Origin of the sequence: Cylindrospermopsis curvispora GIHE-G1 (genome assembly GCF_014489415.1) — a bacterium.
In the GTDB taxonomy this organism is placed as follows: domain Bacteria; phylum Cyanobacteriota; class Cyanobacteriia; order Cyanobacteriales; family Nostocaceae; genus Raphidiopsis; species Raphidiopsis curvispora_A.
On record NZ_CP060822.1, the window covers coordinates 3,260,606 to 3,276,099 of the forward strand.

The window sequence follows — 15,494 nt, forward strand, 5'->3', positions numbered from 1 at the left end:
TGACAATAAACTTAACACTTAGATAAATTTGCGGTAAGAAGTTTGGGCTGATTTTTGAGACCATAAGTAAATCTGCTGATATTAATGATATGAATCCAGTTCTGCAATTTGGCAACGTCTCTGGACAGGAAAGTTATCATACACTAACCGCCCCAGAAGTACTAAAATTATTGAATAAGTACCAATTAATACCACCACTGCTTAAAGAGGTGATTATAGAACAGGCGATCGCCCAGATTTCTTCTACACCGGAGGAGGAGCAATTGGCCTATGAAAAGTTAAATCAACAATATCAGGGACAAAAAGAACAGGGAATAAGTCAAGAACAGTTACAAAGTATGGCGACTCGTCAACTAAAACTCGAAAAGTTTAAGGAGGTGACTTGGGCAAAAGAGATAGACTCGTACTTTTACCAACGTAAACCCCAATTAGATAGGGTTATATACTCCCTAATTACCACTGCTGATATTGGTATTGCCCAAGAAATATATTTTCGTATTCAAGAAGGGGAGCAGTCGTTTAACCAACTTGCCCAGGAATACTCTCAAGGACCGGAAGCTCAAACTGGCGGATTAGTAGGTCCAGTGGAATTACAGTCTCTTCATCCACTATTGGTGAGAATTTTATCCACAAGTCAACCCCAGCAGCTATCACTACCAACCCCCATAGGAGACTGGATAGTTATAGTGCGGCTAGAAAAATTATTGCCCGCCCAGTTAGATAATGGGATGCGCCAAAGGTTGCTCAATGAGCGGTTTCAGTCCTGGTTGCAAGCACAAGTTTCACCCCAAAACTGGCAAGTTAAAGAGTCAGAAAATTAAATGACTAACCCTGCACTTAATTACACTTAATCAATATGAACTACAGCAGTCAGGAGTTTTCGGAATTTCTGCAAAAAATTCCGGGGTTTGAAAAATTATCCCCAACGGAAATTAATTATTTATTGTCAAAACAACAGGCCCTGCGTTATCGGTTGGGTCAGAAAATTATCGGTAAGGAACAACTACCAGAACGGATAGTAATTGTTTACCAAGGTAAGGTGAGACTCTTAGGATATCATCCCCAAAGCCAATTGCCAATTACCCTCAAAATGTTGGAACTAGGAGCAGTAATTGGCGAAATTAGTTACCTGCGACAGATAGCATGTGAAACGGCGATCGCCTCAACGGAGGTAATATGTTTAACCTGGAACCCCATAGATTATCTGTCGGTATTTTCTCAAAACTCTGATTTTGCCAAGGAGCGTCAAGAAGAAAATCACATCATAGAGGTTTTTGATGTGATTAGCCATCATGTAGCTCAAAAAGCCTATGGAAATCTGAATTTGAAGGATATAACCCGAGACATTTTACCAGAGTCTAAAATCCAATATCTACCACCAGGAAAAACTCCATTAGAGCAACTAGAAAGTGATAGAACCTGGTTTGTGAGTAGTGGTCAGATTACAAATTTCCCTGTGAATTCTCAGATACTATCAAGCAACAATAGGGAGGTTTTACAAGTTACAGGAAAAAGTCCAGCCCGGTTATTAGGTATTAATCCTCAAGTGTTATTGTTGTTAGAACAACAAGAGAATAGGGAACTAGAGAAGATAGAAGATCCATGGGAAACCAAAGATGTTATAGATATTCCCTTTGCCACAACTGCAGAATTTTCCCCCCAGGAAAATAAAAAAGCAAAATCCAGAAAAAAACAGCCGAAATATCCTTTTTTTGGGGGGCGGGATGAACTAGATTCTACCTTGGCTTGCTTTCAGATGCTGGCGAAACATTTCCAGGTTCCCCTGCGTAAGGAGGTGGTTCGTAGGATTTTAAGTGATAACCTCAAACGCCAAGGTAATGTATCTTTTCAACTTTGCGCCTATGTGGGAGAAGTAATTGGGTTAAAATCCCAGTTAGTAGATATTTATGCCACTAAAATTACGGAGATTCAGACACCAGCTATTATCCAACACCAGGATGGTTACGCTGTGGTTTATGAAGCGGATGAAAGTAGAATAGTTGTAGCTATTCCATCCCAGGGAATAATCAACTATAAACCCAGCAAACTCCTACAGCAAATACCAACGGATGATACTAATCTACAACCTCAAATCAAAGTCCTCCAGATTAGTCCCACCTCCGAAACCCCCCAAGAACGCTTTGGACTACGTTGGTTTCTTCCCTACTTATCACGTTACCGCCGGGTTTTAATAGAAGTCTTTATTGCTTCATTTTTTGTACAACTGGCCGCATTGGCAAATCCATTGGTTATTCAGTTAATTATTGATAAAGTCATAGTACAAAATAGTATTAGTACCCTGAATGTTTTAGGGGTGTTACTATTAGCAGTTGGTGTATTTGAAGCCATATTAACTACCTTACGAACCTATTTATTTGTGGATACCACTAACCGAATTGATATGGGTTTGGGTTCACAAATTATTGACCATTTACTCAGACTACCACTGCGTTATTTTGAACGCAGACCCGTGGGAGAATTAGCTACTCGAGTGAATGAGTTGGAAAATATTCGCCAGTTCCTCACAGGAACAGCTTTGACAGTGGGACTAGATGCAGTATTTTCGGTGGTTTATATCGTCGTTATGCTGTTCTATAGTTGGGAACTAACTCTGGTGGGACTGGGAACTATTCCCCTATTTGTCGTGATTACATTAATTGCTGCTCCTACCGTTAGCAGACAATTGCGCACCAAAGCAGAACGCAATGCCACTACCCAGTCCTATTTAGTGGAGGTAATGTCTGGTATTCAAACGGTAAAGGCCCAAAATATTGAACTGCGATCGCGCTTTTCTTGGCAAGAGCGTTATGCCAAGTTTGTTTCCGCAGGTTTTAAAACAGTTATTACATCAACATTAGCCAATTCCACCAGTCAGTTTCTCAATAAACTAAGTAGCTTGTTAGTGCTGTGGGTAGGAGCTTATTTAGTTTTAAAAGGGGAATTAACCCTAGGGGAATTAATTGCCTTTAGAATTATTTCTAGTTATGTTACCAGTCCCATACTAAGACTAGCGCAAATCTGGCAAAACTTCCAAGAAACCGGTTTGTCCCTAGAGAGATTGAGCGATATTGTGGACACACCTCAGGAAGCAGAAGTAGACAAAGATAATATTCCCCTACCTAGTGTTGTTGGTGCGGTCAAATATGAAAATGTTTGCTTCCGCTTTGCGACTAACGGACCCCTGCAACTAAATAACGTCAGTTTAGATTTTCCAGCGGGCACATTTGTGGGGATTGTGGGACAAAGTGGCTCAGGAAAAAGCACCATGATGAAATTACTCCTCAGACTTTATAACATTGAGTCTGGGAGAATTTTTATTGATGGTTACGATGTCAACAAGGTTGAGCTTTATTCCGTCAGAAGACAAATCGGCGTGGTTCCCCAAGATCCCCTGTTATTTGATGGAACAGTATTCGATAATATAGCCCTAACCAATCCTGACGCTACCACAGAGGAAGTGGTAGAAGCAGCTCAAATAGCAGTTGCTCATGAATTTATCATGGGTCTGTCCAATGGTTATAACACCAAAGTTGGGGAAAAAGGGTCGAACCTGTCTGGAGGACAAAGACAAAGAATTGCCATTGCTCGTTCCATACTGCAAAAACCTAAAATATTAGTTTTAGACGAAGCCACAAGTGCCCTAGACTATCCCACAGAAAGGCAAATATGTTTAAATTTAGCCAAGGCATTTCGTGGCAAGACAGTTTTCTTCATTACCCATCGTCTCAATACCGTCAGTAATTCAGATACGATTGTAGTTATGGATGGGGGTAGAGTGGTGGAGCAGGGTAGTCATCAGGAACTAATGACTGCTAAAGGACACTATTCCTACCTTTACCAGCAACAGGAAGTCAACCTCTAATTATCACTCAACCAACCCAAGGAACCTTATGAGTCAATTTAATGATCATCCAACTAATGGCAATGGTAATGGCAAACCAGCTAGTATAGGAGTGCTTCAAACCCCATCAAAAGCCAAAGCAGGGAATTTAAGTCATGCTTATCAAGACAGCTTTGAACAATCCATAGTTTTACGACAATCACCCATCTGGTCACGCACAATCATGATTACTTTGATGCTTGTGGCCTGTTTTGGAGTGGGTTGGGCTTATTATGCAAAAATTGAACAAGTAGTTCCCGCTACAGGACAATTAAAACCAGAGGGTACGGTAAAAGATGTACAAGCACCCATTAGTGGGGTGGTGAAGTCTGTTCATGTCAAAGATGGACAAGAGGTGAAACCAGGGGATCTATTATTAACATTTGAATCCGTTGCTACCCTAGCTGAGCTAGGCGCCCTCAATAAAGTTCGTGCTGCTCTAATCAAGGAAAATGACATCTATCGTCGTTTGATGAATGCAAGCGGTGCTATTAGCTCAGAACTGAATTTTCTTGGTGGTAGTCTACCAGCAGAGTCGGCATTTTTGTTAAAAAGTCGCATTTCTCTGGTAGAAGAAAACCAACTGTTACGTTCACAATTGGGAAATTCAAGACCAGAAACAGGAACTGGAATTGATGAACAAAAAAGACTAACTGTAGCTAGAAAAGAGCTGGAATCTCGCTCTAATGCAGCTAAATTTGAGGTAGAAAAAATTAGAAAGCAACTGTCTCAAACAATAGTTAAGAGAAAGGACACACAAAACAGTCTGTCCATTCAACAAGGAATCTTAGATAGGGTAGAAGTCCTGGCCAAAGAGGGGGGAATTTCTCAACTGCAATATCTCAATCAGCAACAACAAGTACAAAATTTAAAAGCGGAAATAGCCCAGTTAGAAGAAGAAGAAAAACGCCTGGGCTTCGATATTCAAAGAGCAGAACAACAGGTGACCAATACCATAGCAGTGACTGACAAAAATGTCTTGGAAGAAATTGCTACTAACAAGAAGCGCATTGCCGAAATAGACAGCCAGTTTATGAGAATAATTTTAGACAATGAGCAGAAGTTGGCAGATATTAGTAGCAAAATTTCCCAAACCAAATTAAACGTTAAATATCAAGAACTGCGTGCGCCCGTATCAGGGATAATATTTGACATGCAAGCAAAAAACCCCGGTTTTGTCGCCAATCCTACCCAAAAGCTATTACAGATTGTCCCCAATGATAAATATATAGCGGAGGTATTTATCACCAATAAGGATATTGGATTTGTGAAGGAGGGAATGAAGGTGGATGTGAGAATTGATTCGTTCCCCTTTAGTGAGTTTGGTGATATCAAAGGTAAAGTAACTAATATCGGTTCAGATGCTTTACCTCCTGACCAGACCCATCAGTTTTATCGCTTTCCAGCGCGAGTTAGTTTAGATAAACAAGCTATGGAATCTCAAGGTAGAAGTATTCCTTTACAGTCTGGTATGGCCATTACTGCTAATATCAAAGTGCGTGAGGAACGGAGCGTTATGAGTTTGTTTACGGAAATGTTTACTAAGCAAGTTGAGAGCTTGCAGGAAGTGAGGTAGGGATTAGTGTTGGACATATTGCAGGAGGTTGAATTAAACTGTTTAACCTCCTACAACTGACATAAGACTAAGAAGCCGCGTCTTGTTGTATAGTTAATTGGTCTAGCTTCAACCAAATATTTGGCGTGGGCACTTTACCAAACTTCACTAAAGCGTAATCTCCCTTAATATCCACCACTTCCCCGGAAGTTTCAAATAAATAGGAAGGAAAGCGCCCATCACTAGCTTTAGCTTCCAGACTATTTTCTAACTTTTCGCGCAGGGCACGAACCATATTTCCTTTTTTAATTGCCATAACTTTCTAATTTATATTGCAGGTTGTATTCCAGGAGCAGAGCTGAGCCAAGAAGAATCAAGTTAAGTCATAGATTTCTTCCCCAGCTCAGTTCTTGCTGTTTTTTGCCCAGGTATAGGTCAGCGCAGATTAATATGCTAGACCCATGCTGCGAGTTGTTTCAGCCCCAAGGTAAACCCGAATGCTCAAAAAGTCAGTTGGGCAAGCTGTTTCACAGCGCTTGCAACCTACGCAGTCTTGAATACGGGGTGAAGAAGCAACTTGAGCGGCTTTACATCCGTCCCAAGGAACCATTTCTAGAACGTCAGTGGGGCAAGCGCGTACACATTGAGTGCAACCGATGCAGGTATCGTAGATTTTTACGGTATGAGACATTGAAAAAACTACTCCTTTGGTGGTGTTCTTCTCTGGAGAAGGAATAATATCAAGGCATAGTTTACCCCAGTCCAGGCTAAGCTGTAAGTAAAAGGCTACATAACTTTAAACAATTTAATAAGCTCCCCCAACAAAATGATTTCCCAAGAACCCGTCCATGGAGGTTTAATCAACAAAAGGACTGACTGGTATGGAATTTGCCGCCCCCCCACAACTTGAAGAAATTTTAAAGAATTGTAAAGCCTCCCATCAATTACTTAGCGCTCAATCTATATTATAGCTTTAGCCATAAGTGGGTGGGTGGAATTAAATATAAAATCAACGCCCGCATGGGTTTCGTTCCTCAACCCATCCTACAAATAATTGTGCCTCCCTACTTAGCGCCATATATAAATTATGCATCCAGACTCTTTAGCAACTGAGATAATTTTGACCAGTCCACAGCGGTATCTTGGTAAGTTACAACTTGATTGGGCTCCTCAACCGGGAAATTATTTAGATTTTGAGGGGAAAACCTATGCCGTTTTAGAACGCCATCACAGGTATCAGTTCCGAACTGGACGCTACAGGTTACATAGGATTGCGATCTACGTTCAAACAGCTAAAAGACCATCGGAAAAAAGTTTTATAAATGGACGTTGGGTAGTGGGGGATGCCAGTTGTAAGTATAATGCCCACTCAGAAATTATTCGTTGTGCTGTCAACCCAGATGGTCCGTGTGATTCCTGTGATTCTTATGTTGCTAACGAATAGTTTCTCCCACTGTCAAACGACTACCATTGACAAAATCCCATCCCGACTGAAGTTTTTTGCCTGTTGGTTGTACCTCTCTCAACCACAAGCAACCTTCCCCAGTTTGGATCACAGCACCCAATCCTTTAATAATACTGAGGACAGATCCTGGCGGTGCTAATTGGGCGGATGAATCAGGTACTTTCTCAAGTTTGGACTGGATTTCCTTTGGCAACTCTTGAATGTAAGCGGACTCCAGGGGAACAGTGGCGACAATTTTTAAAGGTTGATGACGAAAGGTGGTAATGCAGTTGGGGTAAAATCCTCGGATCTGATTGTGTAGTTCTATAGCTGTTCTTGACCAGTCTAAATAATAGTCTTCTTTATTAATCAATGAGGCATAGGTAGCCAAAGAGTCATTTTGAGGAATTGGTGTGATCTCTCCATTCTTAAATTTGGTTACGGTTTCTATTAACAGGTCTCCACCTATTTCAGCTAGTTGATCGGCAATAATTTGAGCATTGTCTAATAATCCAATTGGTAAGCTGGCCTTTAGGAGCATATCTCCTGTATCCATGCCTGCATCCATTAACATAGTTGTCACACCAGTTTGTCTTTCTCCTTTGTGTATAGACCACTGAATGGGGGCAGCACCTCTATATTCCGGTAAAATTGAACCATGTACATTAATACAACCTAATTTTGGCATGTTGAGGATTTTTGTAGATAGAATTTGCCCATAAGCAACTACTATAAAGAAATCCGCATTAAGTTCCCTTAGTTTAGTCAAGGTCCCAGAATCCTTCTTAATTCTTTCTGGTTGCCATACAATCAGATTATGAGCCTTAGCCAAGGTTTTAACTGGAGAGGGCGTAAGTTGATTCCCCCTTTCTCTGCGTTTATCCGGTTGGGTGACAACTGCTAAAACCTCAAATCTAGAATCATTCAACAATTTTTTTAAGGTGGGAATAGCAAAATTAGGAGTGCCAAAAAACACTATTTTCATCGGAGGTTGGTTAGTTTTGTTGATTAGTTATGACCTGGGAATTACTCAAATAGCAAGAAGGTTAACACCTCCTCAGTTAACTCTACCACCAAGGTACATGCTACCATAAGTTTGCCAGGTAGGATATTCAGGTAAATACTCTCCTGAATTATCGTTTCTTGCTATGTATAACATTTGTACTCTTCCTTGCACACCAAAGCTCCTTGCCCAGCACCTTATATCTCATCAAGAGTAAAAGCCATGCTTAAATCCCTCCCCCAGTCAGGATGGTTCCACCCCCACCCACGTTTTAATCGAGTTGTAGTTATTATATTAATAGTAGCACCCATCTTGAGTACATCAGCTTATTTTAACCTAGCAAGACAATCACAATTAAAAATAGAGAAAAGTAACTCAGAATCAAACAGGTCTAAAGATTTCTCTGGATTTAATTCCCCATCGGTCAAATTGGGTGCTACTTTACCAGTAACCCAGACAACTAATAGAAGTGGTTCTGTGTTTCCCCAATCTAAAATCTCTAACAAAAAACAAAATACAATTAAGCTGGAAACAGAAAATATGTTAGGTGTGAAGGAGATGGAAGAAAGCACCAGTACTGGAGTAAATAAATCCGCCATATATGATAAGGGAACTAATCATCCAAAAAGTAAAAATTATCCAAATCAAAGTATTGCTACGGGTGTAATCCCTTATGATGCAGGAAGTTCACAAATTGTACCTACAGAAGAGCAGGTAAGCATACCCAATGGAGTGCCAGCAGATCCCATTAATAGTCCCCATCCCATACCCTGGAAGTGGATAGTAATGACCCAGGAAGCAATTGGTGGTCAGGGACGTTCAGGAGTGCGGCAATATCGCAGCACACCTGTGGTATCTCCTGATGGTAGATATGCAGTTTATAGTCGGGTACAACTGGAAGTAGAACCGGAAATGCACAATAGCCAGGTTAGTAGTCTGTTGTTTATTGAAGATAGACAGACTAAAAGATTGAATATCCTGGCTAAAACATCAGACGCTGTTGATATGTTATCAAAGAATGGAAAATTTACCCCAGAGACCAACAATCAAGGTAAGATAGGGATTTTAGTCCCGGTTAGTTGGTCAGAAAAAGGGGATCAGTTTTTGGCTAGAAAATTTGTGGGCACTTTCAACACAGCAGATGTAACAGATAATGCAGTCATTTGGAATCGCCAACAAAATACCACCACCACAGTAGTTCCCCCTCAAGGAGAAGGGGAGCATGAGAAAATTGCCATTTTATTGGGTTGGAGCAAAAAACAACCCAATTATGTGCTATTCCGCTCAGGTGAGTTAGGAGAAGAAAACTGGCCATTAGTGCAAGTTAGTGGTGATGGTAAGAATATTAACATGAACGTTAGTGATGATCAACCCATAACTTTTGGTAATAAAGGACAAAATATTTGGTTAGATCCTGAAGTTGCTGCTAGATAATATAGCGTGTGCCCCTAGGGAATAAGTGAAAATAAATAAGGGCGAATGTTAACATTCGCCCTTATTTATCTTGTTGGGTAAAACCATTAAAAAAAACTCACAATTCAACAGTTGATAACAAAATAACTTCATAATTGAACACTTGACAATTGATAGCACCGTATCTACGATATGATTATTACAGGTGTTTGATAGAAAGTCAATGTACAAACCCACTGCTTATAGCTTAAAACCTTGACATTTTCTAGCGATAAACATTAGGCATCTGGCATGGAAAATTTTTTGAAATTGGGTTTTTGTTTCCCTAATTCAAGCAATGAATATGGGTCTTTTGCCATGGAGATTGAGAGATACATCTATCAACAAAACCACAATTAATAGCAAACAGCAAGCAACTAAAAATACCACAGAAATTATGACTAAAAAATTTGTTGACCTCTCCACACTTGATGGAAAAAATGGATTGACCATCATCAACGGTAATGATAAAGATGACAATTTAGGGTACTCAATTAGCAATGCTGGAGATATTAATGGTGACGGAATTAATGATATTATTATTGGGGCGCCTTTAAGTGATCCCAATGACCAAAGTAATGCGGGAAACAGTTATATAGTATTTGGTAGCAACAACGGTTTTGCCAACATTATAGACATCTCGACCTTAGATGGAATCAATGGGTTTACGGTTAATGGTGGTGGAATAGGCGATCAATCAGGTCGTTCTGTAAGTGCAGCAGGAGATATTAATGGTGATGGTATTGACGACCTGATCATTGGCGCTCCTTTTGCGGACAGTAATGGAGATGACTCTGGAGCAGCATACCTAATATTTGGCCGCAGGAGTTTTAGTTCTCTTCCCGCTATTAACCCCTCCAATCTGAGTGATAACGGTTTTATTATTAACGGTCTAAATTCTCAAGACCAATTAGGTTATAGGGTCAGTGGTGCAGGTGATATCAACCAAGATGGTTTTGATGATGTAATTATTGCTGCACCTCCCAATGCTTACGTCTATCCCCCAGTGACGGGTGATCAAGCTGGTAAGGTTTACGTAATATTTGGTAGCGAGAAATTTAATCCCAGTAATTCCAATTTTGATCTCAATAGTCTTGATGGCAATAATGGCTTTGTTATCAATGGTTCTAGAGCAGATGACTACTTAGGTGTTGGTCTCAATAGAGGTGGAGACTTTAACGGTGATGGAATTGATGACTTGATTATTGGTTCACCATTTAATGATTTCAACGGTTTCCGTTCCGGACAAGCTTATGTAATATTTGGTAGGAAGGAATCATTCTCATCTTCCTTAAACGTCTCCCAACTTGATGGTGTCAATGGCTTTATTATCAATGGAGAGGAGGGCGATCAATTAGGATTCTCCGTTAGTAGTGCGGGGGATATTAATCATGATGGTATTGGGGATATAATTGTTAGCGCCCATGATGCAGATCCCAATGGGGTAGATGCAGCTGGTGTAGCTTATGTTGTATTTGGTGCCCGTACCCAGTTTAATTCTCAACTAGACTTGTCCAGTCTTAATGGTAATAATGGGTTTGTAATTAACGGTATTGGCGAACTAGATAAGACAAGCTGGGCTGTAACCGGTCTAGGAGATGTGAATGGTGATGGAATTGACGATCTTCTGGTTAGTGCTAGTCATGCAGATGCTAATGGTGATAATTCTGGACAAGGTTATGTAATTTTTGGCGGAAATAAATTTAGTTCTACCATTAATCTTGCAGAAATTGATGATACCAAAGGTTTTGTCATCAATGGTAAGTCGGAAAACCATAATTTAGGTTATTCAGCTAGTGGTGTGGGAGATATCAATGGTGATGGTGTCAGTGATATACTAATCAGCGCTCCTTTTGCTGGTGCTGGAGAAGTCTATGTAGTTTTTGGCAATAATGGTTCCACAGATACAGGAGAAATTACTGATGAAGTTACGGAAGGAAATGGCAGTGAATCCGACATAATCAATCAAGCTCCTAGGGGTTTATTTTTAAAAACTAACAATATTGATGGAAATGGTCTGGAATCAAATGTAATTGGCACTTTTACAACCGTGGATCCGAATGCGGATGATTCTTTTAGCTATAGCTTATCCGATGATGAGAACTATCCTGACAATGCTTTATTTAGTATTCAGGATAGTGAATTAATCAGCAAGGAGCCCCTCGATTTTGAAAATCAGCCCAGTTACACCATCAGTGTGAGTACCACAGATAGGGGAGGACTATCCTTAACCGCACAATTCACCATTGATGGAACTGAGGATGAAATAACCGGTGGAGTTATTGAAGATAGTAACAGCGAGTCTGACATAACTAATGTTGATGGAACTCCCGATGAAATTCCTGATGGAGTTATGGGAGAAGGTGATAGCGACAATAACTCAACGGAAGGATCTGGTTCTGATATTACGGATTCTCCTGACATTGAATCCATACCAACGGGAACCAGTGATAATATCTTGAGCAATAATAATAATGTCCTGAGTAGTAGCACTACTAGGGTTGAATTTCAGCTTATGGATAAGATTCCTGCTTCCATCCGTGAATTAGGAGTATTTACCGTTGATGATGCTAGTGGTAAGATTAACGGTATTGCACCTGGTCAGGTTGGTTATTCAGAAGCTGCTTTAGCGAGAAGTAAGGTAGTTTTTTCCGTTCTTTCCAAAACACCTAATGAGTTTAACAACGGAAATGTCACGAGAATCCTAGGATTTCAGGAAGCAAACCCCAATTTGAGATTTTATGTTATAGATAATGGCACTACTGATTCTGTTAAAAATGGCCTGTTGCCAATTAATCAGGTAACTTTTTTAGACTCTTCAAATCTTCAGGTAACACAATTGCCTGATAATAGTTTTTCCTTGCAGTCCAACGATCTAGTTTTCAAAGCTAGACCTACTACTCAACCCTTACCTATGGGGACAAATTTACAAGAGAAGTCCCAGGGAGAAAGTATAGATTTACGCGGGGTAACGGGTCCCCTAAATGCCCAATTCACAGTTTATAGGGAGGCGAGCTTTGATAATTATGTGGGCTTTTATAAGGTAACTGATGAAAAGGGTGGCATTGATACCAATAATGATGGAACTGCGGATTTACTTCCGGGAGACGCTGGTTATATTCAAGCTGCTGTTAATCAACATCTAAGTGGTTTAGGGTTAAATGTTGCCAATGGAAATAAGTCTACTTTTAATAGTACTTTGTCAGGAGGAGAGCTGTATGTGCCATTTATAATTGTCAATGGCAGACCCGACACTGTTCTTAATAGCGATATTTCCGCCAACTCCAATCCCGACATATATTTCACATATTTAGGTGCTAATTCTGATCGGGTTGACCATGTTCGACTTTTAGGAGACAACACCTTTGGTTTTGAAGATCTCAGAGGTGGTGGGGATATGGATTATAATGACTTGGTTGTTCAAGTTAATATGTCTGCTAATGTTTAATTTTCTAGGTCTCTTTTGTTAACCCATCTATGCGATTAGAAACTATAGGTTTCTAATCGCTCGTCGTAAAAACCCTAACTTGTTCTTGGGAATTTTGCAAAATTTTTTTCAAGGAGTTTTCCTTAACTATGATAGCAGCATGATTAATATCTAGCCATATTCGCTCTCTTTGACTAGCTTCTGGCCAATCCTCTAAGATTTTTTCTACTGGTAACCAAAATAGATGAACTTGATAAATATTGCCCCGTTTACGATATTTATAAGCACCAAGCTTTTGGGTATTAACTTGACCAATTACACCTGCTTCTTCCCATGCTTCCTTTGCAGCTGAATCCGGTGGTGTCATCCCCTTACAAATTCCTCCCTTGGGAATTACGAGGCTTTGCCGTTTACGGCTGGTGATTAATAATACTTCTACTTTCCCGTCACAGAGGCGATAGGGAATTACTCCTGACTGTTTACAAATTTTGTTGTTTTTCTTCCTCATGTTATTGATATAGATTTCTGTTGAGCTGATCTTTCAATTCTAATTAGCCTAATAGCTTTAAGATGATTATTATGGTAAAATATGGGATTTGTAGTATATGTCTTTAGTTACATCTTTCTGTTGCGCTATTCCCATCTTGTAGGTTGGGTTGAGGAGTGAAACCCGACCCACATTAGACCAATTTTACAGGAGGTGAGGTTACTTGTCAAAAGTCAAGAAATTAACGGTAGTTCAGTCTAATCTAATCCGAACAGACCAACACTTAAAAGCTGTCCTTGAGTACATTTGCTCAGAAGCAGCAGCAAACATTTTAAGAAAAGTAGCGGTGTTGACATGTCCTGCAAGGCTCAAAGTCTTCCTAAAACCGACAGATCTTCAACATCCAGGTCTACAGGTATACCACTTCTAATCAGTTCGGAAAAATCCTCATTAGGAATCATAACAGTGAGTATATAAAGACGAGTTTTACCTGTATTTCTAATCAGATGGATGCCCATAGGTGGTACTAATAAACTATCTCCAGCCTTGATATTTACTTTTTTACCATCACAAATTGCTATACCTTCTCCCTTGAGAATGAAAAACATTTCTACGGCCCATTGATGGCGATTAGGTGGAGTTTGTCCACCAATATCAAAAATTTCCACACAGCAAGTTAAAGAAGTATTAGCTGTGTTGGAATCGAAGATAATTGCTAACCGATTGGTATCGTGAGGGCTAATACGGTATGCTTGATAATCTCGAGGAGATTTTATCACGGGAATAATACAATGATGACTAATCATAGAATTAAGAATTTTTACTTAGTTTTGTTATGATGGTAACTAGCTTGATTTTACAAATCACAACCCCGTCTAGACTTAACTTTACCTGTCAATCTTTTACTAATCCTTAGTTCACCCCCAGCATTTCCATAATGATTGGTTCAGCATTCAAAATGATTGCTAAATTTTTAACTACAAACAATAACAAACAACAAATAATAATAATTCGGGAGTTAGGGAATTAACTTTAAAAAAAGGTAAAATTTACAAAAAGGCAAAAATGATGAATTTCACTATTAAGAATGCCCTAAGTCCGGTGAAAGAAGGTTATACAACCCTAGATATTCAAGTGATGGAGGGTATAATTACTCAGGTGGGGCAAAATTTAAATGTCATTGGTACTCTAATTGATGGCCAAGATAAACTGGTGCTACCAGGTTTTTTTAACGCTCACACCCATTCCGTAGAAAAGTGGCAACGGGGAATTATCCCTCCCTTACCTTTGGAGTTATGGTTAGCGCACTTATGTGATTTTGCTCCCTTAGATATGGAAAGAGTCTATCTTAGTGCTTTAGGTACCGGGGTGGAAACTCTATTGTCTGGAGGTACAAGTGTTGTAGATCATTTGGTGTTAATTCCAGGTCAAGAATTAGAAACCATTGCTACAGTAGTTCGAGCTTATCAAACATTGGGAATTAGAGCTTTTATTGCACCTTTAATTCAAGATGAACCTTTAACTGCAGGAATGCCAGAGGGGAAATTATTGGCTAGTCATGAATATTATTGTCGCTCAACCGATGAAACTTTAGCTATTGTGGAACAAGCTGTAATTAACTTTCACAAGAAAATCGCCGAAAGGCACGGAAGCCACTTGGCTTTAGACAGGAAGTGCCAACGGCGAATTTATTCGCCTTGATATTTAACCGTGATGCGGATCTTCAATATACCTTTTAATAACATCTGCTGAAACCTGTCCAGCAGTGGAATAAAAATAACTATTAGTCCATAGGCTAGGAAGTTTAAGTAATTCAGGAAATTTTCGTCTTAACAAGCAAGATAACCGTCCTTTAAAAGCTTTAACCACTTGATTTATAGCAGAAGTGTTGAATGTTAAGATTTTGAGGATTGTGTCCAAGTTGTGCATTGGTATTGGTGATACCAAATTTGATCAATTAATGACTCTATTCTCAATAGACAATGGATTTTACCTGGGTAAAACGCAAAGATTGTAAAGTTTTATTGCAGGATTCAACACTTGTGGGTCTGGAGCAACCTCAAGAGCGAGGATATCCCAGTCTTTTTCTTTGGCTAGTTCGTAAATTATCTGTCGAAGGCGTTTAGGTATCCATACAAGATGCACTACTACATTACCTTTTGAGTGATTTCCTATTCTGTATTCCAGTGTTGTCTTCATATTGTTTCGTGGCTGCTATTGACAAGTAAATCATATCTCAACTATAC

11 protein-coding genes and 2 pseudogenes are annotated in these 15,494 nt (G+C 39.7%); 7 read left to right on the top strand and 6 right to left on the bottom strand.

The window, feature by feature from the left end:
• Positions 1 to 89 precede the first annotated feature (89 nt).
• Genes IAR63_RS14530 through IAR63_RS14540 form a run of 3 tightly spaced genes read left to right on the top strand, consistent with a single transcriptional unit; the run spans position 90 to position 5,456 of the window.
• Positions 90 to 821: a foldase protein PrsA gene (locus IAR63_RS14530; protein ID WP_187705764.1), complete on the top strand. Its 732-nt coding sequence runs from the start codon at positions 90 to 92 to the stop codon at positions 819 to 821.
• A 35-nt stretch (positions 822 to 856) separates the two neighbouring features.
• Complete coding sequence (locus IAR63_RS14535; RefSeq protein WP_187705765.1) at positions 857 to 3,862, top strand: peptidase domain-containing ABC transporter; 3,006 nt, start codon at positions 857 to 859, stop codon at positions 3,860 to 3,862.
• Between the two features lie 28 nt (positions 3,863 to 3,890).
• Entirely contained in the window at positions 3,891 to 5,456 is a 1,566-nt protein-coding gene (locus tag IAR63_RS14540; RefSeq protein WP_187705766.1) for a beta-barrel domain-containing protein, read from the top strand.
• Positions 5,457 to 5,523: 67 nt separating this feature from the next.
• Here IAR63_RS14540 and ndhO read toward each other — a convergent pair whose 3' ends face one another.
• The gene (gene ndhO / locus IAR63_RS14545; protein WP_187705767.1) at positions 5,524 to 5,751 is read right to left on the bottom strand and encodes an NAD(P)H-quinone oxidoreductase subunit O; all 228 of its coding nucleotides are present in this window, start codon (positions 5,749 to 5,751) and stop codon (positions 5,524 to 5,526) included.
• Between the two features lie 129 nt (positions 5,752 to 5,880).
• Positions 5,881 to 6,126: a photosystem I iron-sulfur center protein PsaC gene (gene psaC / locus IAR63_RS14550; protein ID WP_071985099.1), complete on the bottom strand. Its 246-nt coding sequence runs from the start codon at positions 6,124 to 6,126 to the stop codon at positions 5,881 to 5,883.
• Between the two features lie 396 nt (positions 6,127 to 6,522).
• Between psaC and IAR63_RS14555 the strand changes: the two genes are divergently transcribed.
• Positions 6,523 to 6,879, top strand: a complete 357-nt coding sequence (locus IAR63_RS14555) for a DUF6464 family protein (RefSeq protein ID WP_187705768.1) — start codon at positions 6,523 to 6,525, stop codon at positions 6,877 to 6,879.
• Here the strand turns inward: IAR63_RS14555 and fmt are convergent.
• Entirely contained in the window at positions 6,869 to 7,864 is a 996-nt protein-coding gene (gene fmt, locus IAR63_RS14560) for a methionyl-tRNA formyltransferase (RefSeq protein WP_187705769.1), read from the bottom strand. The genes IAR63_RS14555 and fmt overlap by 11 nt on opposite strands.
• A 240-nt stretch (positions 7,865 to 8,104) precedes the next feature.
• Between fmt and IAR63_RS14565 the strand changes: the two genes are divergently transcribed.
• Entirely contained in the window at positions 8,105 to 9,316 is a 1,212-nt protein-coding gene (locus IAR63_RS14565) for a hypothetical protein (RefSeq protein WP_187705770.1), read from the top strand.
• Positions 9,317 to 9,638: 322 nt separating this feature from the next.
• Positions 9,639 to 12,782, top strand: coding sequence for a DUF4114 domain-containing protein (locus IAR63_RS14570; RefSeq protein ID WP_187705771.1), 3,144 nt, complete (start codon positions 9,639 to 9,641; stop codon positions 12,780 to 12,782).
• A gap of 52 nt (positions 12,783 to 12,834) precedes the next feature.
• Here IAR63_RS14570 and IAR63_RS14575 read toward each other — a convergent pair whose 3' ends face one another.
• Both IAR63_RS14575 and IAR63_RS14580 read right to left on the bottom strand, forming a co-directional pair.
• Positions 12,835 to 13,269, bottom strand: coding sequence for an NUDIX hydrolase (locus IAR63_RS14575; RefSeq protein ID WP_187705772.1), 435 nt, complete (start codon positions 13,267 to 13,269; stop codon positions 12,835 to 12,837).
• A gap of 347 nt (positions 13,270 to 13,616) precedes the next feature.
• A complete protein-coding gene (locus IAR63_RS14580; protein ID WP_141302822.1) occupies positions 13,617 to 14,054 on the bottom strand; it encodes a cupin domain-containing protein in 438 nt (145 codons plus the stop codon).
• A gap of 262 nt (positions 14,055 to 14,316) precedes the next feature.
• Between IAR63_RS14580 and IAR63_RS14585 the strand changes: the two are divergent.
• Positions 14,317 to 14,877 (top strand): annotated as a pseudogene (locus IAR63_RS14585) (amidohydrolase family protein); the annotation flags it as partial.
• Positions 14,878 to 14,952: 75 nt separating this feature from the next.
• Here IAR63_RS14585 and IAR63_RS18820 read toward each other — a convergent pair.
• Positions 14,953 to 15,447: pseudogene (locus tag IAR63_RS18820) on the bottom strand (transposase).
• Between the last annotated feature and the right edge of the window lie 47 nt (positions 15,448 to 15,494).